Source organism: Puia dinghuensis (assembly GCF_014642875.1).
Classification (GTDB): Bacteria; Bacteroidota; Bacteroidia; order Chitinophagales; family Chitinophagaceae; genus Puia; species Puia dinghuensis.
Genome location: NZ_BMJC01000001.1, coordinates 1893313 through 1917079, shown reverse-complemented (window position 1 = coordinate 1917079; position 23767 = coordinate 1893313). Strand labels below are relative to the sequence as shown.

The 23767-nt window shown below is 48.2% G+C and carries 30 protein-coding genes; all 30 read left to right on the top strand.

The features are described from left to right. The first annotated feature begins 19 nt into the window (after positions 1–19). The 30 genes from IEY39_RS07765 (at position 20) to IEY39_RS07620 (ending at position 23278) form a co-directional block, all read left to right on the top strand. On the top strand, positions 20–3001 hold the full coding sequence (locus tag IEY39_RS07765) for a helicase-related protein (protein ID WP_188930129.1): 2982 nt from the start codon (positions 20–22) through the stop codon (positions 2999–3001). A 45-nt stretch (positions 3002–3046) separates the two neighbouring features. After that, positions 3047–3493 (top strand): hypothetical protein, encoded by a 447-nt coding sequence (locus IEY39_RS07760; protein ID WP_188930125.1) that lies wholly within the window; start codon positions 3047–3049, stop codon positions 3491–3493. Between the two features lie 94 nt (positions 3494–3587). Next, positions 3588–3980, top strand: coding sequence for a hypothetical protein (locus IEY39_RS07755; protein WP_188930124.1), 393 nt, complete (start codon positions 3588–3590; stop codon positions 3978–3980). Positions 3981–4137: 157 nt separating this feature from the next. Further along, on the top strand, positions 4138–4608 hold the full coding sequence (locus IEY39_RS07750; protein ID WP_188930122.1) for a JAB domain-containing protein: 471 nt from the start codon (positions 4138–4140) through the stop codon (positions 4606–4608). Between the two features lie 31 nt (positions 4609–4639). Beyond that, positions 4640–5125, top strand: coding sequence for a hypothetical protein (locus IEY39_RS07745; RefSeq protein WP_188930120.1), 486 nt, complete (start codon positions 4640–4642; stop codon positions 5123–5125). Further along, entirely contained in the window at positions 5115–5492 is a 378-nt protein-coding gene (locus IEY39_RS07740) for a hypothetical protein (RefSeq protein WP_188930118.1), read from the top strand. Before IEY39_RS07745 ends, IEY39_RS07740 begins: the two co-directional genes overlap by 11 nt. A gap of 751 nt (positions 5493–6243) precedes the next feature. Next, positions 6244–6645: a hypothetical protein gene (locus tag IEY39_RS07735; protein ID WP_188930115.1), complete on the top strand. Its 402-nt coding sequence runs from the start codon at positions 6244–6246 to the stop codon at positions 6643–6645. Between the two features lie 160 nt (positions 6646–6805). Beyond that, on the top strand, positions 6806–7492 hold the full coding sequence (locus IEY39_RS07730) for a hypothetical protein (RefSeq protein WP_188930113.1): 687 nt from the start codon (positions 6806–6808) through the stop codon (positions 7490–7492). Positions 7493–7530: 38 nt separating this feature from the next. Next, positions 7531–7752, top strand: a complete 222-nt coding sequence (locus IEY39_RS07725) for a PRTRC system protein C (RefSeq protein WP_188930111.1) — start codon at positions 7531–7533, stop codon at positions 7750–7752. Between the two features lie 25 nt (positions 7753–7777). Then, positions 7778–8908, top strand: a complete 1131-nt coding sequence (locus IEY39_RS07720) for a hypothetical protein (protein ID WP_188930109.1) — start codon at positions 7778–7780, stop codon at positions 8906–8908. Further along, on the top strand, positions 8905–9615 hold the full coding sequence (locus IEY39_RS07715) for a hypothetical protein (protein WP_188930107.1): 711 nt from the start codon (positions 8905–8907) through the stop codon (positions 9613–9615). The genes IEY39_RS07720 and IEY39_RS07715 overlap by 4 nt, the downstream gene beginning before the upstream one ends. Then, complete coding sequence (locus IEY39_RS07710) at positions 9612–10448, top strand: PRTRC system ThiF family protein (protein WP_188930105.1); 837 nt, start codon at positions 9612–9614, stop codon at positions 10446–10448. Before IEY39_RS07715 ends, IEY39_RS07710 begins: the two co-directional genes overlap by 4 nt. A gap of 53 nt (positions 10449–10501) precedes the next feature. Continuing rightward, positions 10502–10681, top strand: a complete 180-nt coding sequence (locus IEY39_RS07705; RefSeq protein ID WP_188930103.1) for a hypothetical protein — start codon at positions 10502–10504, stop codon at positions 10679–10681. A 364-nt stretch (positions 10682–11045) separates the two neighbouring features. Beyond that, positions 11046–11483, top strand: a complete 438-nt coding sequence (locus IEY39_RS07700; RefSeq protein ID WP_188930101.1) for a hypothetical protein — start codon at positions 11046–11048, stop codon at positions 11481–11483. Between the two features lie 39 nt (positions 11484–11522). Then, positions 11523–11999, top strand: a complete 477-nt coding sequence (locus IEY39_RS07695; RefSeq protein ID WP_188930099.1) for a hypothetical protein — start codon at positions 11523–11525, stop codon at positions 11997–11999. A 2-nt stretch (positions 12000–12001) separates the two neighbouring features. Beyond that, complete coding sequence (locus tag IEY39_RS07690) at positions 12002–12787, top strand: DNA methyltransferase (RefSeq protein WP_229688815.1); 786 nt, start codon at positions 12002–12004, stop codon at positions 12785–12787. Between the two features lie 95 nt (positions 12788–12882). Further along, the gene (locus tag IEY39_RS07685) at positions 12883–13548 is read left to right on the top strand and encodes a hypothetical protein (RefSeq protein WP_188930097.1); all 666 of its coding nucleotides are present in this window, start codon (positions 12883–12885) and stop codon (positions 13546–13548) included. A gap of 199 nt (positions 13549–13747) precedes the next feature. Further along, a complete protein-coding gene (locus IEY39_RS07680) occupies positions 13748–14101 on the top strand; it encodes a hypothetical protein (protein ID WP_188930095.1) in 354 nt (117 codons plus the stop codon). 149 nt (positions 14102–14250) lie between these two features. Beyond that, positions 14251–14481: a hypothetical protein gene (locus IEY39_RS07675; RefSeq protein WP_188930093.1), complete on the top strand. Its 231-nt coding sequence runs from the start codon at positions 14251–14253 to the stop codon at positions 14479–14481. Positions 14482–14537: 56 nt separating this feature from the next. Further along, complete coding sequence (locus tag IEY39_RS07670) at positions 14538–14948, top strand: hypothetical protein (RefSeq protein WP_188930091.1); 411 nt, start codon at positions 14538–14540, stop codon at positions 14946–14948. An 18-nt stretch (positions 14949–14966) separates the two neighbouring features. Continuing rightward, positions 14967–16766, top strand: coding sequence for a DNA cytosine methyltransferase (locus tag IEY39_RS07665; RefSeq protein ID WP_188930089.1), 1800 nt, complete (start codon positions 14967–14969; stop codon positions 16764–16766). Between the two features lie 34 nt (positions 16767–16800). Further along, the gene (locus IEY39_RS07660) at positions 16801–17754 is read left to right on the top strand and encodes a bifunctional DNA primase/polymerase (protein WP_188930087.1); all 954 of its coding nucleotides are present in this window, start codon (positions 16801–16803) and stop codon (positions 17752–17754) included. A 90-nt stretch (positions 17755–17844) separates the two neighbouring features. Continuing rightward, entirely contained in the window at positions 17845–18264 is a 420-nt protein-coding gene (locus IEY39_RS07655; RefSeq protein WP_188930086.1) for a hypothetical protein, read from the top strand. A gap of 54 nt (positions 18265–18318) precedes the next feature. Next, on the top strand, positions 18319–19644 hold the full coding sequence (locus IEY39_RS07650) for a hypothetical protein (RefSeq protein ID WP_188930084.1): 1326 nt from the start codon (positions 18319–18321) through the stop codon (positions 19642–19644). 45 nt (positions 19645–19689) lie between these two features. Further along, positions 19690–20433, top strand: coding sequence for a methyltransferase (locus IEY39_RS07645; RefSeq protein ID WP_188930082.1), 744 nt, complete (start codon positions 19690–19692; stop codon positions 20431–20433). A 23-nt stretch (positions 20434–20456) separates the two neighbouring features. After that, positions 20457–21353, top strand: a complete 897-nt coding sequence (locus IEY39_RS07640) for an adenine nucleotide alpha hydrolase family protein (RefSeq protein ID WP_188930080.1) — start codon at positions 20457–20459, stop codon at positions 21351–21353. A gap of 35 nt (positions 21354–21388) precedes the next feature. Then, a complete protein-coding gene (locus IEY39_RS07635; RefSeq protein ID WP_188930078.1) occupies positions 21389–22111 on the top strand; it encodes a hypothetical protein in 723 nt (240 codons plus the stop codon). A gap of 73 nt (positions 22112–22184) precedes the next feature. Beyond that, positions 22185–22526 (top strand): hypothetical protein, encoded by a 342-nt coding sequence (locus IEY39_RS07630; RefSeq protein ID WP_188930076.1) that lies wholly within the window; start codon positions 22185–22187, stop codon positions 22524–22526. Positions 22527–22539: 13 nt separating this feature from the next. Continuing rightward, on the top strand, positions 22540–22821 hold the full coding sequence (locus tag IEY39_RS07625) for a hypothetical protein (RefSeq protein ID WP_188930074.1): 282 nt from the start codon (positions 22540–22542) through the stop codon (positions 22819–22821). A 13-nt stretch (positions 22822–22834) separates the two neighbouring features. Beyond that, entirely contained in the window at positions 22835–23278 is a 444-nt protein-coding gene (locus IEY39_RS07620) for a hypothetical protein (protein ID WP_188930072.1), read from the top strand. Positions 23279–23767 lie beyond the last annotated feature (489 nt).

Sequence of the window (23767 nt, the reverse complement as noted above, 5' to 3'; positions counted from 1 at the left end):
CCCGAACCACCATCCATGTATGAAATATAAACCACAGACCGGACCGGTAACGGCCGAAGCGCGCAAAGAAACCGATCACCGGATTGTGAACCTGATCCGCCACGGAATAACCCAGGATCTCGACCCCGAAAAGGTCTTCTCCGAATTCACCGGCAAAGGAGGGCTCCACGGGCTGGAAATGAAAAACTTCGATTCCTTTCATGCCTACACCGAAGCCAAAAAGGAAATCGAACAAGGCCAATTCTTTACACCCGATTCCTTATGCGCCTCTATCGTAACCGCCCTGAAGCCCCCCGATAGCCTGAAGATCGCCGACATCACCTGCGGGAAAGGAAGCTTCTTCAACCATCTCCCCATCGAATCCCAAATCTACGGGAACGAGTTGGACGAGGACGCCTTTGAAGTTTGCCGCTACTGCTTTCCCCAGGCGCAACTCGAAAACAAAGACTTTCTGAACTACAACCCCGGTCTGTTTCTTGATTTGATCATCGGTAACCCGCCCTTCAACATCCGCACCGATCAGGGCACCTCCCAGTTTGCCTTTCTCAAAAAAGCCCACCAACTCTTGCAATACGGCGGCGTACTGGCGTTCATCGTCCCGGACAGCTTTTTAGCCGATAGCTTTCAGGATGGACAGAAAATAGAATGGGTTAACCGGCATTTCAACTTTGTCCTGCAATGCGAACTACCCGCAGGCAGCTTTGACGCGGTCATCGATACCAAATTTATGGTATTCCAAAAAATGGGGGTCGCCAATGCACCCGACAGCTACACTCCCGACCAGTGGACCGACTTTGACCCGGAATCGATCCAAGCCAAAATAATGGCGCCACTTTTTGAAAAATACCTGGCCAACCGGGTAAAAAACAGAAGCAAACAGGCAGCCGACAACGCGGGCATAAAAGATGTAGACTACTGCATCCGGCGACGCCTTTGGCACATCCAGGAAAACAAGCGCCTGTACCAACAGCATTACCGCCCAGTCCGGATCATGCTCTACGAGCTGAAAACACAGCAAAAGCCTAAAGACATGGACTGGGAATCCTGGGATGCCAAGAAAATGACCCCCGAAAAAATCCTGGCCTATCTCGAAAAGGCTGTCCGCAACCAACAGCCTCCCCGCGTCCAATGGAAAGTGAAAACTGTCAAAACACAATACGGGTTCAAGGAGAAAGCCTATCACCCCAAACTGCTCAAAAACCAGTCTTACCAAAGCATCCACGATGTCCTCGCAAGCGAGCGCATCATTCCCGGTTTTAGCCGGTTGATCGCCCGCAAACGAAAGAAGCTAGCCCTGCAAAATGCCTACTTCACCGAGATGGCGCGCTCTCCGGAAATAGACCATTTTTTAAACACGGTCACCCTCCAACCCCCTTACCAGCCCGGTCTCTTATTTCAACCCGACGACATCCCCATTATCGTCCCGAACACCATGCAAAAGCTGGATCTGGGGCTGATCTTCCAAAAGCCATATGGGTTGCTGTCCTGGGAGCAGGGCGGGGGCAAATCCGTTGCCGGCATGCTTTGGATAAAATACCTCCAAGGAAAGGTCAAAAACTTTTTTGTCCTCGGACCCGCCCTGGCCATCACAGCAACCTGGGCGGACCGCCTGGCCAAATACGGCTTTGATTTTACGATCCTCAAAAAGATCGGCGACATCGACCGCATCCGCCCCGGACAAATCGTGCTCGTAAGCTACGACCAACTCGTCACCCTCGAACGGCATATCCGTAAATTCGTCAAACGCTGCAGCTATAAGATAGCTTTGCTGGTGGACGAAAGCGATGAACTGACCAATCCACACAGCCAGCGAAGCCACGCCGCCCTCAATAGCTTTCGAAAAGCCAAATACAAGCTCCTCACCACCGGGACTACAACCCGCAACTCCATCAACGAAATATTTACTCAACTGGAACTGCTGTACAACAATTCCTCGGCCTTCCTCTGTCAGGCGCCCATCGTCTACCACATCGACCAGGAGGGCCACATACAGGCAAGGAAAAACGAACGGCAAGGAGAGCCTTTCCCACCCCATGTCGGTAGCGCGCTCTTCCGGTCCTGTTTCTGCCCGCTCAAAAGCACGGTATTCGGGATACAAAAGGACAACCAGGATGTCTACAACGAAGAGATTCTTAAAGAACTCATCAACAAAACCGTCATCACCCGCAAGTTTGAGGAGATCGTGGGAGAGAAGAAATACAGCATCCACGTCCACCACATCAAGCAAAACGACGCCGAGAAATCCTTGTACACGCTGCTCATGAAAGATTTCCTGAAAGTGTGCTACGACTACTACACTCGAACCGGCAGCGAAAGGAAAGAAGCAGGGTTGCGGCTGGTTCGACAGATGATGGTCCTCATCAAAGCGACCTCCATACCCCACAAAATGAAGAACTACCCCGGCACAACCCTTCCCAACAAGTTCCAGGAGATCGCAGCATTGGTCAACCAATGGCCGAATGAATACGTCACCATCGGAACAACGCTGAAAGAAACCGCCGATTTATACGTGAAATTTCTGATGGTGAAATTTCCAAACCGCAAAATCTTCTACATCGACGGGGAAATGAGTGTAGCGGCCCGACAGAAAACCCTTCTTCAATTTAAGCTCTCCAAAAACGGCATTCTGGTAGCCACACAACAATCCTTGAAGTCCAGCGTCAACATCCCCTTTTGCAACAAATGCATCATAGAATCCCATCAGTGGAACATCCCCAAAGAATCGCAGTTCTACTTTCGGTTTATCCGATTTGACAGTGCCGGACACACAGAGATACACTACGTGAACTACTGGAACACCATCGAGATGAACTTGACCGCCCTGCTGATGGCCAAAGAACAGCTCAACGACTTCATTAAAACGACCAACCGGACCACGACCTCAGATATCTACGAGGAATTTGGATTCGACTTAAATATCCTCGACATGCTTATACAGAAAAACTTCGATGAAAAAGGCAACCTGTATCTCACCTGGGGCCAGCAACGCTTGGCAGCCTAAGAATTCTCTGCATCATTCATTTTCTAATAATCTCAACAACAAACAATGGCAACACAAAGCAACGATCCAAAAGTTGGAAAATTAGAACAGCTCATTCTACAAATGGGCGTTGTTATTCGAAACCTGGACATAGAAAAATCCTTTCGGCGTTATTGGACATTGGGCGGAGGACCAAGCCAATCAGGATGGGTTCACGAACTAGAAGAAATCAAACGTCCCCAGTCCTCAGCAAGCAGCGTTGCGGAAACCGGGCCGGCAGCCGAGCCAATTAAAGTGATCATCCATCTCGACAATGGAAATATCGATGATTTGTATTCTACCGTCGATTTGAATTACATCGTAATCAATGAAGACGAACTGGGAGACGAACCGATTATCCTCGGGAACCTGGAAAAACCCAAAATGGTCAATCAGGAGCTATCCTTGCAAGACATCGAGATCGAACTCGATGGAGTAGAGGGGTACGATACCCATCCTTGGAAAGGGAAATAATCCTTTTCCACTTGTCACATTTACGAATTCATTTTTTTTATCACAGTTCACAAAACCCGGCAGCACAACCGGTTGCCTCCTTGTGTATCATAGTATGACACCATTAGATGAACAGACCGCCCAGCGCTTCCTACAACTAGCCGACCGCATTATTGGGGAAGGCGTAAAGGAAATTTACAACCGAAACCGACCACCGCATCGCATTGCGAAACTAAAACGACTGAAGGTAGGCGACCGCCCAGCTTTTCTTTTCGCCGCCGGCATCGTACACAAGCCGGCGAAACACAGTTTTCAGCACCTCATGCACTTTTTCGTTCAGGAAAGTCGAGATGAGACCGCGGCAGGACTCCGGCTGTGCATCTATCCCGCCTGTTACCGCAACGATACTACCGGCACCTGGCAGGACAGCGCAATGATCAAAGGGACAGGCATTATCGCCGAAGGCAAATACCTACAAGTCATTCACACACAGATCGCCCACGGCTGATTCGAGGTCGACGGCTATTCTCGCTCCTTTGAGAAGGAGCGCTAAATCCTCGCTTTGCCACAGGGCACCTCGTCAATGCCCAAGCAATGCACCAGCATTTTTCTTTTGCCACCTTCCGAAACGCTCACTCAATTTCAAATCAATAAAACGTAAACAAATGGAACACAATGTAGAAACTTCTTCGCCGGCCACCATCCCGCAGATACAATTGATTTATGTAAGCGGTTCACCGCACGACCCCCAACAAGTAGTTAACGACTCGGAGACGGCCTACAAGCATTTTAAAGAATCCTGGAATCAGGAGACAATCGAGTTACTCGTGGAGTGTAAAGTCATGTACCTCAACCGCGCTGCTCAGCTTTTGGGCATCTATCCCGTAAGCAGCGGGGGGCGTGTAGACGCCGAGGTAGATCCACGCTTAATCTTCGCAGGCGCACTATTGTGTGCCGCAACCGACATCGTCGTATGTCACAACCATCCCTCTGGAAACTTAAAACTTTCGGACACGTCCAAGGCATTTGCAAGAAAGCTACAGGAAGGGGCGAAACTGTTCGACATGAAACTAAAAGACTTTCTAATTATATCGACAACTGGATACAAATCCATGTGCGATGACGGCTTATTATGAATATCATCATCTAGTAATGAAAAAAAATAATATGAAAAAGCAAATGATCAAACCCTCACCAGCATTGCTGCAATCGACTGCCACCTACGTAAAAGCTATGGCATATACACAAACCATCCGCCCAATAATAGAAAGTATACAAAAAAAGCAGCTCTCAGCCCACGAATACCGGGACCGGTTTGACGGAAACATCATTACGGAGCCCAAGCACGCGTTTGCTATGCCAGAAGCAGACCATGAGAACTATGTTCACGGTCTTCACCAAGAATACATCATTGCCGGCTTTCATGTCGAATATGGCGAATGTCCGCTCCTGATAGCCGAGAACCTGGAAAGGCAAGCCAGAGATGTAGTGATCAAGCTCAGCCTCGAACTAAATATCGGAATAAATATCGAACACCTGTATTCAAAGCTGGAATGGCTCGACCAGTATACTGAACTTCTCCTAAACTTGCTCGTTCCTCAAATCGATCCTTCTTTGTTAACACTTCCCAAACCCAATGAACATGAACAGTGAAAACGATCATGCCTCCGAAGACCTAAGTGGCTACCTGCTATCTGAACAAAAGCGAAGGGACCTGCACTACCATAATTCTATATGTCGGGATACTATTCAAAGGCTTTCTGGCGAATGGCAGATTATTGGTAAGTACTATCAACGTCTGTGGTTTCAGCGGACATTCCGCATGACCGAAGAGGAACTGCTGGCAAGATATAGGGACCTGGCTTATCATCTAACCTGGGCAGAAAAGGACATTGAAATAAACAACCGAGCACTCTACATGCATACCGTCGCTGTGGAAGCCCTTCACCGAGATATGACCCCGTACAATAAACTCAATATGAGCCAGCACATATTGATACAACAGCAACTATTTCAATGATCTGGTATTCTAAGTTGTAGGTAATTAGAAAAGGCCCCTTTTCTTCAGGTGCCGCTAAACGGTTCCACCCCATTCGAAGCTGGTTGCAGTGATCCCCACCGCATTTGATTTCCCCGTGGCAACCCTTATATACCAAATTCTCCCATTTTTCACCAACCTACATGTCATGAATAAGAATCTTTCACTTTTATACAGCAGGATCTTTTCGCACCCGAACCTTCCTCGTCAAAAGCGTCCGAAAACTCATCTGATCAGGCTACACGTGATCACGTATTCGACCTGACGGATGCTATTAACACACCGGTTGTCACGTACTCCAGCGAATGGGCCGAATTGCTCCCCAAATGTGTCACCCAACACATACCTATGGCACGACTCATTGCTCTCAAAAAGAAGGAATATACCGTGACTTATCCGGAGGCCTCCGCCTATATCTTTACGCGGACTTTTCTCGCTCCACTTAATTCCGACTGGGACGAAATTTGCCGCCACGTATGCTGCCAAACGCTCCAAGACTACCTTCATGAGGATCACTGGGAACGTATGCATGCTCCCAGGAAGTTGTCGCCCACAAAGCAAGATCTGCTGGACCGATTAAGGTCCAAAATATATGAAACTCGAAGAAAGGTCCTACAGGATCGATTGAAAGAGGAAAATCGGCAATCAGCACCGGAATCCCCTCGAGTACCTGCAAACAAAAGGGTACATCGCTTAGAAATCCACTAATCTTTTCATATCTAAAAATTCATCCATGCCATTCTTCAAACCAATCGCCGCAATCGGCAGGAAAGTACAATCGACCTTTACTTTCTTGGTAGACGAGAACGAGTTTATTATCGGCAGTTATTCCCTGAATGCCAACGACCTCACCAACATGGTTCTTCGCAGCATCCAGCCACTTCAATTTAACGGCACGGCCGAAGAACTCGAACGTCCCCGATGCCGTACGCTCCGCATCTCAAGAGTAAAGAAATTGACGGTGGGAGGAAGTCCGGTCTTCCTGTTTGCTGCCGGCATCGTCGACATACCGGAGAAACACCACTTTTCTCACCTCATGCATTTTATTGTCACCGAGCAAAAGTGGGACACCGGAATAGACCGCTGCATACAGATCTATCCGGCCCGTTACCGAAACGACAACAAAGGTATCTAGCAAGACAGTGTTACCATCAAAGGAAAACGGATTCTTGCCGAGGACAAATACCTGAAATCCATCCAGGCCCAGGTTGCTCACGACTGGATGGAATACCTGGATACCAAGGGATACCTTTTCTAAAACAGCACATGCCTTTTCACATACAAAAATAACAACTATGTCCTTTTTCCAACAGATCGCCTCCTACGGAACGAAACGGCTGTGGCAATTGACCATTGTCGTAAACGCCGATAAAACCCTGAATGTGCTCGTCCAGCACCAGCCGACAGACCTGTCCGACAAATCGCTGACGGCCCTGCCCCCCAAACAATTCAAAGGGACAGCCGAGAAATTCGACAACGACTTGTTCAACTGCCTCGAACCGGCTTTACTGGAAACCGAAGACTTTTTCCGAAATGCCACTGAATTCCAAACAAAGCTAAAAGAACAAAAGGGAAATCTACAGGAGAGAATCAAAAACCCCGGTAGCACCCCGACACCCCGGCCACCCGTGAAAGACGCCGCTACCAAACAGTTCGAAGAGCTGATGAAGAAGGTGGACGAGCTTGTAGCCGACAACAAGATCGGACAGGCCATTGCTGTGTTGACAAAAGCGACCGTAAACAGTCGGTTTGTAGGACAAAAAGAGCTTCGCCTGAAAGAACTCAAAGCGAAACACGGCGGCTTTAACCTCTTCGATCAACCGGAAGAAACACCTACCGGAACAGACACCGTTTCCGCCGAAGAACCGGACGAAGATTCGGGCGCCAGGACCGGCTTAGAAATCCCTGACGAACTCGACAATCCGGAGGACCTGGATGAAAACCCCGGCGAAGGGGGAGTCGAAGAAAACCCTGAAGAATAATCCCATCGTATTCATTCACAATCGAAAATCACTACAATATGTCACTGATCTCCGTAACACTGCCACGGGTATTTGTCATCAAAGAAGGCGGAAAGGAAACCAAACTCACAGATCCTAATTCGACCTGGTCACCGGAACTCGTGCAGAACTACTACATGCAGCAATTCCCGATCCTGACCAATGCAAAAGTGCAAAAACCCTTCGTCAAAGACGACGAGCACGTCTATGAATTTTCCTCCTCCATCGGCACAAAGGGATAGCCATGAAAACCAAAAAATCAAGAAAATGCAAGATTATCCACGCCGCGCAACATCCGACCGAACAGTTCAAAGTCTGGGCGGAATTTGCACACGAACTAAATCGGGAAAAATCCGAAGGCGAAATACGCCAGGACACAATCCGAAGCGCCCCGATTGGCCTGCTGCCGATGGTCTGACCTGTTTCCAATTTCCCGTCCTGCTATCGGACGAAGCAACTTGTTACGACCAATGGCGACGAAAAGAGAGAGAGTTTTTTGACTCCCTTTCTTTTTTAAGCCAGTTATACGGATTTGCCCCCTTTGATCGCTGCCAATTACCTTATCCCCAGAATGTCTATCAGGCGTGGCAGGAAGCGGCAAGGTGCATAAAGGAGATCGACGACCAGACAACGTTGTTTATCCTGAATGACGATACACATCTGGCAACCCTGACAACCTGTATCTCCTTGCCGATTGCCCCAGACTTTTATTTTGCGTCCCTTTATCCCTTCGATCGGATGCTGCAGGCCAGGGGAAGAAGGCATCGAATGCGGTTGCTAGGCAGCGTTCTTTCGTATCTCGCACAAGTTCACCACATCCCATTCTTTACTCACGAAGAGTTTCAGGCAAACAAATTTTACCAATACATTGTCGAGGACGCCTATTACAATTTTTGTGCGAAACAGATCGGGGAACTCGATTCCATGGACCATCGCGCATTTGTTGTCGAAAGATACCTAAAGAACCCAGCTCACCTCGCCGAATTTCAACAGGTATTTGATCGGTTCCGTGCCGTAGGAACCCACGATCACCAACTGCACGAAGCCGCATCCGCTGCCCTCCAACTCTATACCCGGCATGGATCCCGATCTATATTGGACAGCATTCATTTCGATATTCTCCCGGAAGAGGAAGAGAGAGATCCCAGTTCCGCAGACCCCAGACCTCTGAAACCCGATCAATATTTCGCATTCGTGTGGCGCAAATTTGACGACATCGGCAGATGCTTGGTGGATTGGATTGAAAACGACCTCGGAGACATGCCTGGCATGGTACCCCCGATCAATTGCCAGCTCTTCGACAAACCCCAGTCGTCTATTACCCTCAACTTGGATTTTGAAAAGGATTTTTTCGACATGTATTTGAAAGTCATCATCTACCTAAATACCATCGAATGAGAAACTGTACCGAAGACTTCAACGAAGTATTCAAACCGTTCAAAGGGATTCTTATTCATATCAACCAGCAAAATCCCATGGGGGACGCTTACGTGGAAACGTTTGATCTTTCCCCGGACCGGACCCCGATCAACTTTCATCCTTTTTCGGAAAACGAGTCCGCACTGTTCCTGGAAACCCTGTCCGCGGCCGGTCAAACCAAGCCCTTCCTTCACCTGGACGGGCTCATCCCGGAAAATATCCTTTCCATGAAACTGATAGGCGCCGGCGGAGCCATCTGGTATACCCCCCCGAAGCTACAAACATTGGATTTCAAAGCCCACAAAATACCCTCGGGGCAAGCCTATATCCCTTCCTTGATCTGGAAAGCGAGCCGTAAACAATTACTTCTTTTTGCCGTGCGAGGAACCAAACGCCCCACTCTGGACACACCCCTCTGTTATGCCCCGTTTTTCAATGTGGACGCCTCGGGACTTGTCTGCATGGGAACCGTCGAAATCAACATCCCCGAAACAGCCAGTTTACAAGAGTTTGTCCAGACCTGGGAAGACTATTTTTTTAAATCGGCTTTCACCTCACAGCTTTACGGGTTCTCACCGGTTACCGGAGCGCTCGACAAATTTTGGAAAAGGCAAATCAAGGAAAATGCAAAATTCCCAACCAAAGTCCTTCGACAAACAACACTTAAACTGAAAGACATTGTATGAAATGGTCATGGCGTAAAAAAACCAAAAAAATCGTCCACTACCTTGACCGCGGCATCGCACAGACGGTCCACCCCATTACCGTCAACGTCATCGGAACCGGAGGGACCGGCAGCCATGTATTGAGCAATCTCGCGGATATGAACCAGGCGCTTCTTAGTCTCGGGCATTCCGGCCTCACCGTCCGGGCGTTTGATGACGACACCGTTGTCAATCACAACCGGGGCCGGCAACGCTTTGCCCATGCGGAAGTAGGATCCTCCAAAGCCGTCACCTTGATCAACCGGATCAACCGCTTCTATGGTACCCATTGGCAAGCGATTTTGTTGCCTTTTCATCCCGACCACCAACACTCGCTCAAGCCTTACCTGTCTGCCTCCTTCACGATAAGCTGCGTGGACACCGTAAAAAGTAGGTTTGCGGTCGAATCGGTGTTGAAATCACAGATAGATGAATTCGGGTTCAACAACAAAAAGCCCGTGTACTGGATGGACCTGGGCAACGACAAACGAACCGGCCAGTTTGTATTGTCCACGTTGGAGAATGTTTTCCAACCGACCTCCAAGAAATTTATAACGACGCCATCCTTGCCCCTCTTTACGGAAGAATTCCGGGAAGAGCTCCAAACCATTAAAGAAGACAACACGCCTTCCTGCTCTGCACGAGAATCCTTGCACCGGCAAGATCTATTCATCAACTCCGAAATGGCTCTGCACGGATGCCGCTTACTGTGGACATTGATCAGTGAGGGGTTAACCGATTACCGGGGTGAATTCATCAATCTCGAAAACGGGAACACCGTCCGCATCCCGTTGGAGCCCCGAAAGGCCGCTTAAGCGTTCGACGGCCAAGGCAAAGTGCTTTTATTTGTTACCAAAAAACAATTTCCATGTCGCACCAACATTTTCGCATTCCACCCCGGAAAAACGCCGCGGAAGAAACCACTGACAGCCAATGGCACGCCGAATACGTCGCCGACACCCTCATCGACGATTTTGACCATTTCTCGTTTCACCGGGTTGCGATCGTAGAGTTCCTTGACGCACCACGCTTTCAGCCGCATCAATGAGCACAAACCAACCAGCTCTTTTATTTCCCGACAGTCCAGGCCTGCGACAATAGTTGGATCTGTCAATGGGTTCATTTTCCTTTTCCATGACTTCGTCATCTGCTCCGCCAAACGGCTGACCCCAACGCTTGCACAGGCCTACGAAAGGAACCCATTCGATATTCAGATGTCGCCAACAGCCCATCTTCAGGAGCTCTTTGACGAACTGTATAAAAATCCGGATATCCTTTTTCCCCTTGGCAAAAAATCATCCGTCGAAAATATCCAACAGCAAAGCAGATTACCGGCAATTGAACACATCGAACAACACCGTGATCCAAGGGACAAGGACCTGCTATTATTTTTTTTCATAAAAGTACACGCCATGCCAAAGAAATTCAAATTTCGAATTCAACCACTTTTGCACTACAAGAACGGTAACCTGCGCGCCGGGATGTCGCCAATGGGATTTGCCGACGAGATTTCGGAACGCCTACATAAGCCGATCAACATTCTCGTCCGCGTATCGTTCGACGACCCAAACATCCTTCAACAGCACGACCACGGGGAGAAAACAGAATTTGACCATCTTGTCATCGGATACCAGGATGAGAAGGAGTTTTGGCTGACATTCTGGATGGACAAAGGCGACGGTTTACCAATTGGCATCGCCTTCGGTTCGGACAAAACGGTCTGGATTACCCCTTCATACAAAGCGACAAGATTTATTAAAAAACTTTCCGATGGGCAGGTGCGCAAAGTCTTCCAACACCTTTTCGAGCACCCCGAAGACAGGGCCATTGGAATCAACCGGCATATATAAATGCTCCCCTTTCAATACTTCATATTCAAAAACAAAAACATGCAAGCGACTATTAAATTCATCCTCACTCCCCAAATGACGATGTACAACAAAGACAACCTTACGGCCATTGGTCGATCTTCCCTCCTCGCGACCTGGGTTACGATAACAACGCCCATGACATACAACCGGCTGGCAACGATTGAATTCGAAGACCCCGACATCTTGCAGCAGAAAGAAACGGGACGCTACACCAACTATTACCATGTGATCATCGGGGAGGTAACAGAAGAGGACATGATGTTGTCATTGTGGGTTGCCAAAGACCATGTAGGCTTTGTAGTGGCCATGCAATACCGATCCGAAGAGGAAATCGAACTTTCAGATAACTACAAGGCCTTTCCCTGTGAACGGAAGTTGACCGAGGCCGAAATCAAGGAAATATTCGCTTCCATCTTCCAAAACCCCTCGGTGATCGAACCGGTCGAACTATCCACGGGTGACAAATCAATCGACAATCTTCCATACACCGAATAAGTATGAAACCACTCCTCAAAAATCATAGTAAATCGGAGTCGAATATGAACACAGGGAAGAAAATCAGCAAAGCATTTAACGAAGACTGCATGATCGGAATGGCTCGCTTTCCAGATAAATTCTTTGACCTGGCAATTGTTGATCCACCTTATGGGATCAAAGAACACGGTGGTAAGTGCAGGACCGGTTTCGCTATTCAAAAAAATGGAAGCAAGCGGCTGGTACGGGATCCCGGCTACTCAAAAAAGAATTGGGATAATTGCAGTCCCTTGCCGGAATATTTCCACGAATTATTCCGTGTGAGTAAGGAGCAAATCATTTGGGGCGAAAATCATTTTCCTTCTTTTGGCAAAGGCCGGATCGTTTGGGATAAAGTCAACCATGGCGGAGATCAATGCGCGTGCGAAATCGCCTTCTATTCTGGAAATGAGCGTATTGACCTTGTTCGCTATATGTGGCGGGGCATGATGCAAGGTGAAAGTATAACAAAAGGCATGAGGAAACAAGGAAACGTTCAGCTCAACGAAAAAAGGATTCACCCAACCCAAAAGCCAATTGCCCTGTATCGCTGGCTACTGAACAAATATGGAATCGGATGTAACAAAATCCTGGATACCCACATGGGTAGCCAGTCTTCTCGAATCGCCGCTTATCATTTAGGCTTTTCTTACTGGGGATGGGAGATAGATAAAGACTATTTCCAGGCCGGGTGCAAAAGGTTCAAAGAGGAAACCGCACAACTATGTGCATTCGCTCTAAATGCTTTCCCCTTAGCACATAATCAATAAACCGTTTCGGCATTTCCCATTGCAGGGTGACTAGATCATTCTCTATTGGACGGCATTTAAACCAACAAACATTTTTCACCAACAAAAAAAACATCATGAGAGCGTTTCCGAGAACAGAAACCGTAATCATCGGCGAGGGCATGATCGCCTCCATTGTAATGGCAGTAATGATTAAAGCGACTTCGAAAAAATCGATGACAGTCCGGAATTTTGAAGGATGGGAGGCAGTTGTCTCACCAAATTACCTTCTTCCCCTTCCCAAAACATTCCCACCAACCGGCGAATGGAAATTGACCAAACAGGACAAAGAACGGGAAAAGAAAATTGAAAGGCCGACAAAAAAATACATTCTGTCCGAAGGTCTTCCCGCCTTGCTGACTATGCCGGTTCTTGTCCGGTCTGTCGAAGAAGAGGCCGTGTTAGTGATAAACGCGGAAGAACAGTTTTTGACCGTTTTACCACGACATTTGCATGTTCTGCCCGCATTTTTCCCCTTCCAGGTAAATAGGAAACAAGAATCCATCTACACCGCCCCCGGCTCGGAATTCGGCTGGACCTGCGTTTGCGGTAATAAAAATGAAAACCGGTTTTATTACTGCGACGTACAGGGTAATGAATTGGCCCCAATAGAAGGGGGCGGATGGAATGGCTTGCGCGCCTGTGAAGACTGTGGCCGGGTATTCCACCAGAACAAGTTAATCATCCTCGATCAAAACATCCGACCCATTTTCATGTACGGAGATGTTCCTACTGAACATTAATCTCGTTCAGGATTGATCCGAATCCTACTCGAATGAAAGGCTCATCGACCCAAAAAGATTGTGCGAACCTTGCCGATCTCATATCTTCTTTGTTCAAATTTCAACTTTGTTTACTTCAACCAATTGAACATCTCCTTCTGCAGGGGCGGGGTTGCCTAATGTCGATTCTTTAATCTTTTCTTAACCCAATTTAACAAAAATGGAAAATGAAGTCAAACTCCTTGGAGGAGTATGCAAGCTAGTATTCACCTATTATCCCAATAGAACCGTGGCCATCATTGCTACGTTGATCTCCACTGGTGAAGAATGGTGTGTGCCAACCGTGAACTACGAACGCTTCTACCAGGGATATAGCTACAGAAAACAGCTTGCCTTCCCGAACGTTGTCGTTAAGAACTATTCTGAAAACGATGGCGTGTATCAACAATTGGTAGATGCCGAGGTCATCATACCCGGACCTTATTTGGCAGGTTCTGGAGGGACCGTTATAGCTGGAACACTTACTGAAAAATGGCAACAATTGGCCCAAGAACAATTGAAAAAAGCTAAATAGCCCTTAGCACGAACGATCAAAGCGATGCAAAGCACCCGCCGGCAGACAGCTTGTCGAGCGGGTCTTTTTACAAAATCCCTTCTTCATCGCATAACTGACACATGACAATAATAAAACTGACCCGAGCAGGATAACACCCGGAAAATGCAATGAAACGAGCCTCCTTCATCGGAAAAATCGGCAAATACGACGTGTACGAAAGCAACGGCAAAGGCAAAGCCGGCAATGCCCCTAGTGAAACTAAAAGCATCCAGGTAAGATTGTATGACGGACCGGACGCCTACCTATTGAGGAAATCATTCTCCTACACAATTGCCGATCCCCTGGCCAGAAATAAAGCCCTTGAAAAAGCACGAAAATATTGCCAAGAGAATCAATAAGGCGATTGACTTGTGCAACCAATCAAACATATTCTATCATCCACAAAAATTATAGTATGGAAATAAACAACTACCGGGCAACACTTCAGGCAGACAGTGGCAAACACACACTGATAGTCACCGCCTCTTCCGAAGAAGACGCCATTTTCATGATCCAGAAGGCAGAAGGATGCCCGCGCTGGGCCATCCTGCACATTCAAAAGCTGATGCCCGACACCAAACTCGTCGAATACGCGTATCCCACCTCCACTACCGCTAAAAAAGCCGGTTTTGGCAAAACGGGCTGTTGGTTTGTCGCCCTTTACAAAGAAGACACCTTTTCCCGGAGATCGATCCTAGACTATTTTCTCGAAAAAGAAGCTGCCACCGCTTATGCTGACTCATTACCCAACCCTTACCACTGGATGCACCATTACCTGCTCGAAAAAGCGCAAGCCCGGGCAAAAGAGTCTGGGAACAACAACTAATCTCGAAATCCGAATGCCATGGAAAGAGACCCCATTTTCCTCGTAATCGACCTCTTTTGCGGATTTGGCGGCACCACCGCGGGTTTTCATGAGGCCTGTTGGATGGACCACCGAATAGCCGAGGTAATCGCTTGCGTGAACCACGACCCCAAAGCCATTCGGTCACACTGGCTGAACAACCCACGGGTCAAACACTACAACGAAGACATCCGAACACTCGACCTGACCGACTTAAAGGCCTTGGTGGCACAATACCGTATTCGGTATCCGAACGCTCGGCTCATCTTATGGGCCAGCCTCGAATGTACAAATTTTTCACGGGCCAAAGGTGGACGACCCCGCAATGCCGACTCCAGAACCCTCGCCAACCACCTGGTGCGCTATGTAATGAGCCTCGATCCGGATCTGATCATGATCGAGAACGTCACCGAGTTCATGGCGTGGGGACCGCTTATTCCTAAAGTCGTTAAAAAAGGGGGTATCGAATCTTGCCCGGTCAAGCTGGTGAAAGACAAAAACGGACGAATGCACGTCGAATGCCAACTCATCCCGGAGAGCAGCAAAAAAGGACAGTATTGGATCAAATGGCGGAGAAAAATGTGTAGGCTGGGGTATCGGGACGATTGGAAACAACTCAACAGTGCAAACTTCGGTGCCTACACCGCTCGAAACCGGTTATTTGGCATCTTCGCAAAACCATGTGAGGCCATCGCATGGCCCGAACCCACCCATGCCAAAAGACCAGAAGGTAAAAAGAAAGCCCTTTCCATTCAACAGGCCAGCTTGTTTCCCGAGTACGACAACCAGCAAGCATTAAAGAAATGGTTGCCCGTACGGGAAGTGTTGAACTTTTCCGACGAAGGAGAATCCATTTTCCACCGGGAGAAACCCCTGGCGGAAAAATCACTGGAAAGGATCTACGCGGGCCTGTTGAAATTTGTTGCGGAAGGGAATACCAGTTTCCTGAGTAAATATTATTCGGGGGACTACGCCAGTAAAAATATCTCCCTGACCGGTCCAGCGTCAACGATAACCCCCATAGACCACCACTCCTTTATTAGCACAGATTCCCTTTCTGAAATAACCAGGCGTTCCAGTATGATCCTGCCGACAGCGAAGCGAACAGCTATTGCCCAGTTTTTAATGCATTACTACACCAGTGGCGGAGTAGTATCCTCGATCCTGGCCCCTTGTCCAACAGTAAGAACCCGCGACGGCTCTTCCATCATAAAGACCACTCACTTTTTGGAAAAACAATATTCGAAGAGCATCGGACAATCCGTCGATTATCCTACGGGGGCTTTGCTGCCCACTGACAAAAACCGGTTGCTTACAGCGGTGCCATTGGCAAATGGTCAAAAAAAGAGCAAAAAGAAGAAACCCGAAACGGGAGCGAACTGGACAACATCCGGCAACGGCCTGCTGCATTTCCTAGTGAACCCCTCCTGGGGTGGCAACCCCGGCAGCGTTGAAGAACCTTGCTGTGTAATTGTTGCCCGTCAAGATAAAGCTCCACTCTACTTTGTACAAGCCGAACGGGGCAATCTCTCCATCGCCATCTACGAAACCGACAGCCCCGCCACCGTGAAGATCAAAAATTTCATGGCGGCTTATGGGTTGGTGGACATAAAAATGCGCATGCTGCGTGTCGAAGAACTGCTGCGCATTCAAGGCTTCCCTGATACCTATCAAATGGTGGGCAACCAGACCGACCGAAAGAAGTTCATCGGCAACAGCGTGGTGCCCCACGTTGTCAAAGCCTGGTGCGAAGCGTTGGCTGCAAAAACGACAACCACCCGCTTGGCCACAGCAGCCTAACACACATCCTTTTTCATCTTTTAAGCATTTGATTATGGAAAGCTTGCTGGAAGCAGCATTCACGTACAAAGCGTGGGGCTACTCGATCATTCCTGTCCTTGAAAACAAAAAACCTCCGTTACATTGGAAACGATACCAGTCGGAAATCATGAGCGATCGGACCATTTTTCAGTCCTTTACCAATCCTTCCATACGGGGCCTTGCCATCGTTTGCGGCGATATCTCCGGTCATTTCGAAGCCCTGGATTTTGACGACAAAAACGATCCGACCCGGTCCATCTTCGATCGATTTCATAGAAAGCTGTTTGAACATCATCCAGCCTTAGCACAACAAATGGCGACAGCCCTTACCAAAAACAAGGGGCATCACCTCTACTACCGTTGCCCGGAAATCGACTCCAGCAAGGTCCTCGCACAACGACCCAGTACCCCCTTTGAATTGGCAGACAATCCCAACTGGCGCGTACGGGTGTTGATCGAAACCCTTGGCAACGCCGGGATCGTCATCGTGCCCCCCTCCCAGGGATATCAGTTTATTCAATCAGGGTTACGGGAGGTCCTTACCATCCTGCCGGCCGAACGGGCGCTTTTGCACAAATTGGCCAAAGGGTTCAACCTCTACAAAGCACCTGTTTACCTGCCGGCATCCTTTCCCCGGTTGCCTTCCACTTCCGATCAGCCGTTGACAGATTTCAATCAGCGCGGAGATGTGATCTCCCTTTTGCAAAACCACGAATGGCACATGGTCTATAGCACCCCGGAACGGACCTACTTCCGGCGCCCAGGCAAAACCGATCACTATACCTCCGGCAATTTCCACCACCAACTACGGTCCTTTTGGGTTTGGTCAACAAGCACCGATTTCAGAGCCCGTTGGCCGCACAATCCCTCGGCTGTATATGCCTTTCTCCGCTGCAAAGGGGATTTTAAACAAGCCGCAAGAGAGCTCATCGGGCTCGGATACGGCAAATCCTACAAACGTACATAGCCTTCACAAAAAGGCGATCATGAGTAGGCTGCCATCCTGTTTCCCGCAAATCGATGGTGCAGAAACCCGTAACATTTTAAAATAAATACCATGAGTGTAGAAACCTTCAAACGAGTAAGGGAGGTCGTCGAGCCTGTTCTGGTCCACTATCAGCACGACCTACGCAAACTTGACTTCAAAACCTTAATGGATTACGACGGACCTTTTGTGTACGGATATCGACGAACTGGCACCGACCTGTTATTACTGAGACCCTCGGTTGAGGACTATTCCTGGAAACATCCAATCACGGTCGATGAAATGGAAACCAAATTAAAAGAATTATTTGTTTGGATTGACTGCAAAGACCGAAACACCCATTTTCTGCATTTTGACGGCCACAAGCTCCATTCAAAGACAGTTCATGAACTAAGAAACATTTGGTTCGACCATGTAGCCAAAATTGTAATAGATGCCAAAAATCGGGTACTGAATACCTCTTCAGCCGATCGACAGACCCAATTCTCTTAGCGCACAACAGCATCTTGTCGAGCCCCCCTTCCTTCATTTATCAACTCAAAAAAAATGGAAAAACAATTATCCGATTCATTGTTGAATCGTATCCGCGAGACGTTGCGACAAACACCTCCGCCGAAGTTATATTGGGACTACGGTGATCACCTTACTCCAGAGCAAATCAATAAACTGCTGGTACTTCCCGATGGATTGCAGCAAGTAGAACAAGAAATACTGGAAGACTACTGGGAATACGCAGATCAGCGCCTCAAAGAACAAACCTTGGAAACCCTCAACAACCAGCGAGAGGCCATTGCCGATGAATGGGGGCTCAATGCAGCATCCCTCTCAGATGACCAGTTAAAGTACATGATCGAGGAGTACGATCTCCATACGGAGGTGCCCGGTACAGACCCTAATCTTTCTCCACGGATTCGCAACTGCCGGCCACGAATCGTTTTCCAATTGGACGTTGACCACCCCTACGAAGGATGGCAATGGCGACGGACCGTGCGATACGACGAGGTAAAAGAAGCGCTTCGATTGTTCAACGTCAACCCCCGGAAAATCCACCCTCAATTCCCCAACCTTCCCTACCGGGATGGTAAAGAATACATTCTGCCCAAGGATTTGATGGAACTGTGGGACAATGCTCCATACGGCGGCAGGTATGTCATGCCAATAAACCTGAACCTGTCCGACTATCTAAAAGACCTCGATCACTACCAGACGGGTGTCATCCTACACAAAGGAGGCGAGATCTGGATGCACGACTATGGCAATGGCTCGGGATCCATTTCGGTTCCGCTCCAAAAGGACCTAAAGATCATGCGGAAAAAACTTGCCTACTTTCTTTCCGACGACAACAACACTGCGGGATATGGCCTCGACGAAGTCTACGGGCTCTGTCAATCAGCCTGGCGCAATAGTCTTTCGCCGGTCAAAACAGCCCATCCCCAAACGTACACCCTCCCAGCCGTCGATAAAGTATACGGTGTCTTCTTTTGCGGGCTTGCTTATACCGACAACCAAACCAGCGCCAACATCCGGGCTTTTACCAATGTCGATGCCTATCGCCGCGACAAAGCACCCCTACCTGGTGAGCTAATGGACTGGGATATGAACAGACTTTGGAAGGATTTTCCCTCGTCCGGAATCAATTATCTGCGCAAAGAAGCCGATCGGAATGCTGCGCACTATGTATTTAAGGTCAAAGAGATTATCGGACAAGCCTTGATTGTCCACTGCCAGCTTATTGTCCACGACCCTTCTCGCAAAATCGTCTGGTCAAATGTCTCCGAAAACGAGCGAAGCTACGCAGTCTTTGAATGGGTCAAAGAAAAAATAGCAAAGTCGATCACTTCCCATCCGCTTCCCGAACCCGAAAAAGGGTAGCCTGCCGGAATAAGATTTCTCTTCTCAATCTTTAATAAATAGAAAATGGAAACAGCACAAGAGGTATTAAAAGCCTGTACCGTCAACGGAAAAATTGTCAAACTTCCCGATGTCCAATTGAATAAGCCACTCTATGGCGAGGTAAAACGAACGCTCCGAAAAATTGGAGGGGAGTGGCGTGGGGGCAAAATTGCCGGATTTGTATTTGAGCAGGACCCATCGGAACTGTTGGCGGAAGTCGCGGCTGGCGTCAAACGAAACCTGCAACAGGAATTTCAATTTTTTGAGACAAATCCAATCCTCTCCGACCAGTTGGTAGCATTGGCAAATATTCAGCACACGGAGAATAAGTTGCTAGAACCCAGTGCCGGCAGGGGAGCACTAGTAAAAGCCATTCAACGTGCGTATTCTCACGCCATCGTAGATTGTTACGAGCTGCAGGAGATGAATCGAACGATCCTTTCCGCCCTTCCCGGAGTCAACATTCTCGGTGAAGATTTCATGGACGCTAAACCGATCGGATTATACGACCGGATAGTAGCGAACCCGCCTTTCAAAAACAACCAGGACATCAAGCACGTCTTTCGCATGTTCTGTCACCTGAAAAAAGGAGGACGGGTCGTATCAGTAGTTTCCCGGTTCTGGCAAGAGAATACCGGCCGGCAGGAAAATGAATTTAAAAAATGGCTCGGGCTCGTCCCCCACGAGAAAATTGACCTCAAGCCCGGAGAATTCAAGGCAAGTGGTACCAACGTGGCCACGTCAATCCTTGTGATCGACAAGCCCTAGTCTTTCATTCTAAAAAGGTCGGCATGATCACCATCCTCTCATTCGGAGCAGGGCAAGACAGTACCACCATTCTTTACCGCATAGTGCGAGATCCTGTTTTTCGGAAGGCCTATGTAAAAGGAAAACTGGTGGTCATTATGAGCGACACCGGAGACGAGCACGATTATACGTATCGGCACGTATCGTACATCGAGAAATTTTGCAAGAGGCACCACATCGAGTTCTACTTTCTTCGCCCGAAGGGAGGATATCATCCCAACGGTTGCAACGGCCTCATCCCCTGGCTTAAGAAGAATAAGTGTATCATGTCGAAAGCATTTCCCAAGACATGCACTGACAACCTGAAGATAAAGCCCATTTACAATTTTTTGGACGAATACGTCGGAAGAAACATATACGGCCGGCACATTCCTTTTTCGAAAAGCAAGAAAGGCTTTCTGAAATGCTACGCCAAGCAACACGGAAAGATTCGGGTACTCATCGGCATCTCCGCTGAAGAAAAAGGAAGAATCGCAGGCGAATTTACCCAATCCTGGATGCGTAAGAGTTTGATCCGGGTATATCCGTTGGTGGAAACCGGAATGACCCGGCAAGATTGCCAGGATTGGATAAAACTCGCCGGCCTCCCATTGCCTCCCCCTTCCAATTGCATGCGCTGTCCCTTCATGAATGAGATCGAACTGGTATGGCTTTACCGGACCCATCCCCGAGCTTTTTGGGAATGGGTAGATATGGAAAGGGCAAAAATCAAAAAAAGCCGGTCCTTGGGCATCCCGGACAAAAGCAACCTAGGTGTTCACGGAAAATTGCTGTTGCCGGAAGCCCTGCGGATGGCACTCAAAAAACACGGCAGCTTAACCAAAAAACAACTCTGGGAATACAAAATGAGCCACGGTCACTGCGTCCAATCGAAATATTAGCCTATCGCTTTTTTCATCATCTAAACACAATAAAAATGTCAATCGATCAATTTAAGCAAGAGGTAAAACAGATTCTTCTAAATGCGGGCATTACTCCCGATGTCTTAGAAACCAATTGCCAGTTACCTCGTCACAACGGCATCGAGATCGGCTACAGGATCCTGTGCGCCGCCGATCTTCCCATTGGGTATGCATTAACCGCCATCTACGGACCCCTTAGCCAAAAAGAATGCGAGCACGAACTAAGCGATATCTGTGGATTCGGAGAATTGTACGATACGGCCTGTATTCGCCATTGCATTTTGCTCGGTGCTAAATGGGTGAACGGTGACCAATGGTGTGAGGTTGGCATGAAATACCCTACTTTCTTTCCGACTCGATTTATCAAGAAATGGAAGTTGACATGGGTAGGAGAATATGAATCCCCAAGCTGTAATACCATCTTCGATATTTGGGAAAACCCGGATAAAAGCATGATTTGGTCTTGCGAAAAGGGCCGGTTGGGACAAGGAGGGTATGCCGGTCTCATCTTTCACTCCTTTGAACACGCCCTTCAGTTTGTCGAATGGTATGTAGGAAATCCCTCGCATTACGTCAAAGACATTGATATGTTCATCAATGGACTAGGGGGAATGGACATAGAGAAATATCTAGCCTTCCAAGCGCAGCTAGAAGCTTCACAACGCCTGTCCCATTCGGCAACACTCAAATTAACGGAAAACATCCCTTTCCAATCGAACGAATCCCAAACTACGTAGCCGACATATTCTTTTCTAACGGACAGGGGACATAGGTTTGTCCCTTTTTTTATTTCACTCAACACACAGCGAAATGAGACTATCCAAAAAACTTTCCGCCTTTGCTCTGTCAAAGGGCTGTACCGTCGTGCCGATCACCTACACATACCATGGCTTCCATTCTTGGGGTTTCGATGTCGTAAAAGAGATCGATGGAATCCTCTATATACAACTAAAGATCAAACCGGTTCGCTACAGCAACGGCGATCGTTGGTATACGACGGACTATACAACCAGTCCGTTTTTAGGGGCCTATGCAAAGAACATTGCAGTAGTACCCAAACAGTTTGCCGGACTCGAACCACAACAGACGTTCATCGTGCTTAGCCTGAAAACGACAAACACCAATCCCGCCCAATCCTTTCCAGAATCATAAAAAAAACATACATATGACTACCTCACTCAAAAATGTCTCTTTCGACGCGGAAGTGCTGTCTTTTGACGCAGCCCAACCCGCATCCCCCTTAAAGCTGTCTCTTGCCCTTACAGACCTGTTGCAGGCAAACGGCCCTGAATTTATCACCAGCCTGCAAGGGCAAGCATTGCTTCATTCCCTTATGAAAGCCAGTCACGGAAAAGACTACAAAATCGATGGGAAAAAGGAACAGCTAAAATTGAAAAAAGGCCTTATTAGGGTCAATGTAAAAAAAATTCTTAAATCCAACGTTTAAAATCGATCCGCACATGCAAACACTTTCCGAAAAAAATCTTTCGCTGTTTTTGAAACTAATCAGCAATGCCACCTTGACGGAAACAGCCGAAATACAAATCCGTGGTAAGATATCCCTGGTTGTCGAATTGGTAGTGGATATCCCGAATACGCCCAACGGACGGCTAAAGAAATATACCTTGTCCAACTACCAAACGGACAGCCCCTTCATCCCCGAAATAGGCTTCCTGTTGCTGGACAACCAGGCATCAGGAACAACTGACCATCAAAATATTCAAGTCCTCCCTGAATGGGTGTGGGATGAAAATACGGCCGGCAAAGAATTCAGCGCTTCACTAACGGCTGACCGGAACATTTCCATAAATCCGGAATTAAACAGAACACATTGCAGCATGGCGGAAGTCTGGTTGGCAGCACTTGAAAGAGACGGATTTGGCCAGCCCGAAGAGTTTAAATAAGAAGGAACGCACACAACAGCATGGAATACAACTAACCGCTTCATGACAAAAAGCCCAAGCGCGAATCGCCCTACTACCACGAGGGCCGGCTGATAGTACTGGAAATATGGTCATGGACCCACCACAAGACGGATCTCGCCTTAGGGCGAATAGTCGGGCAAGTAACCCATTGCAAGTACGACGGAATCCCTTTTGATGTCCACGAAAAGCTTACCAGGATACCCTCCTTTTACATAAGCGCAGGGGAACGATGGGGAGACAAGGTAGGTACGTGGAAACCTCGTTCCGAGCGGCAGCTTTTGGAATTGCCCGCACATCCACGAGACTGGAGAAAGCTTGCGGAAGTGGTCCGGCAATACGATGCCAGCAGCGGAAGTAGAACGCCTGAAAATGCTACCTACAGGTGACAAGCCTTTTGTGGTAGAAATTCCATCAGAATCTACCCCCATTACTGCTTTACCCCCCGTACCAGCATCGCCCGAAACGGAA

Coding starts and splice junctions, on each gene's coding strand:
- IEY39_RS07695 (WP_188930099.1), top strand. CDS start 11,523: ATGCAAGCGACTATTAAATTCATCCTCACTCCCCAAATGACGATGTAC.
- IEY39_RS07765 (WP_188930129.1), top strand. CDS start 20: ATGAAATATAAACCACAGACCGGACCGGTAACGGCCGAAGCGCGCAAA.
- IEY39_RS07730 (WP_188930113.1), top strand. CDS start 6,806: ATGTCCTTTTTCCAACAGATCGCCTCCTACGGAACGAAACGGCTGTGG.
- IEY39_RS07700 (WP_188930101.1), top strand. CDS start 11,046: ATGCCAAAGAAATTCAAATTTCGAATTCAACCACTTTTGCACTACAAG.
- IEY39_RS07620 (WP_188930072.1), top strand. CDS start 22,835: ATGCAAACACTTTCCGAAAAAAATCTTTCGCTGTTTTTGAAACTAATC.
- IEY39_RS07670 (WP_188930091.1), top strand. CDS start 14,538: ATGGAAATAAACAACTACCGGGCAACACTTCAGGCAGACAGTGGCAAA.
- IEY39_RS07715 (WP_188930107.1), top strand. CDS start 8,905: ATGAGAAACTGTACCGAAGACTTCAACGAAGTATTCAAACCGTTCAAA.
- IEY39_RS07735 (WP_188930115.1), top strand. CDS start 6,244: ATGCCATTCTTCAAACCAATCGCCGCAATCGGCAGGAAAGTACAATCG.
- IEY39_RS07705 (WP_188930103.1), top strand. CDS start 10,502: ATGTCGCACCAACATTTTCGCATTCCACCCCGGAAAAACGCCGCGGAA.
- IEY39_RS07665 (WP_188930089.1), top strand. CDS start 14,967: ATGGAAAGAGACCCCATTTTCCTCGTAATCGACCTCTTTTGCGGATTT.
- IEY39_RS07755 (WP_188930124.1), top strand. CDS start 3,588: ATGACACCATTAGATGAACAGACCGCCCAGCGCTTCCTACAACTAGCC.
- IEY39_RS07640 (WP_188930080.1), top strand. CDS start 20,457: ATGATCACCATCCTCTCATTCGGAGCAGGGCAAGACAGTACCACCATT.
- IEY39_RS07725 (WP_188930111.1), top strand. CDS start 7,531: ATGTCACTGATCTCCGTAACACTGCCACGGGTATTTGTCATCAAAGAA.
- IEY39_RS07720 (WP_188930109.1), top strand. CDS start 7,778: ATGCAAGATTATCCACGCCGCGCAACATCCGACCGAACAGTTCAAAGT.
- IEY39_RS07635 (WP_188930078.1), top strand. CDS start 21,389: ATGTCAATCGATCAATTTAAGCAAGAGGTAAAACAGATTCTTCTAAAT.
- IEY39_RS07710 (WP_188930105.1), top strand. CDS start 9,612: ATGAAATGGTCATGGCGTAAAAAAACCAAAAAAATCGTCCACTACCTT.
- IEY39_RS07675 (WP_188930093.1), top strand. CDS start 14,251: ATGAAACGAGCCTCCTTCATCGGAAAAATCGGCAAATACGACGTGTAC.
- IEY39_RS07685 (WP_188930097.1), top strand. CDS start 12,883: ATGAGAGCGTTTCCGAGAACAGAAACCGTAATCATCGGCGAGGGCATG.
- IEY39_RS07680 (WP_188930095.1), top strand. CDS start 13,748: ATGGAAAATGAAGTCAAACTCCTTGGAGGAGTATGCAAGCTAGTATTC.
- IEY39_RS07745 (WP_188930120.1), top strand. CDS start 4,640: ATGAAAAAGCAAATGATCAAACCCTCACCAGCATTGCTGCAATCGACT.
- IEY39_RS07650 (WP_188930084.1), top strand. CDS start 18,319: ATGGAAAAACAATTATCCGATTCATTGTTGAATCGTATCCGCGAGACG.
- IEY39_RS07655 (WP_188930086.1), top strand. CDS start 17,845: ATGAGTGTAGAAACCTTCAAACGAGTAAGGGAGGTCGTCGAGCCTGTT.
- IEY39_RS07760 (WP_188930125.1), top strand. CDS start 3,047: ATGGCAACACAAAGCAACGATCCAAAAGTTGGAAAATTAGAACAGCTC.
- IEY39_RS07625 (WP_188930074.1), top strand. CDS start 22,540: ATGACTACCTCACTCAAAAATGTCTCTTTCGACGCGGAAGTGCTGTCT.
- IEY39_RS07750 (WP_188930122.1), top strand. CDS start 4,138: ATGGAACACAATGTAGAAACTTCTTCGCCGGCCACCATCCCGCAGATA.
- IEY39_RS07690 (WP_229688815.1), top strand. CDS start 12,002: ATGAAACCACTCCTCAAAAATCATAGTAAATCGGAGTCGAATATGAAC.
- IEY39_RS07660 (WP_188930087.1), top strand. CDS start 16,801: ATGGAAAGCTTGCTGGAAGCAGCATTCACGTACAAAGCGTGGGGCTAC.
- IEY39_RS07740 (WP_188930118.1), top strand. CDS start 5,115: ATGAACAGTGAAAACGATCATGCCTCCGAAGACCTAAGTGGCTACCTG.
- IEY39_RS07645 (WP_188930082.1), top strand. CDS start 19,690: ATGGAAACAGCACAAGAGGTATTAAAAGCCTGTACCGTCAACGGAAAA.
- IEY39_RS07630 (WP_188930076.1), top strand. CDS start 22,185: ATGAGACTATCCAAAAAACTTTCCGCCTTTGCTCTGTCAAAGGGCTGT.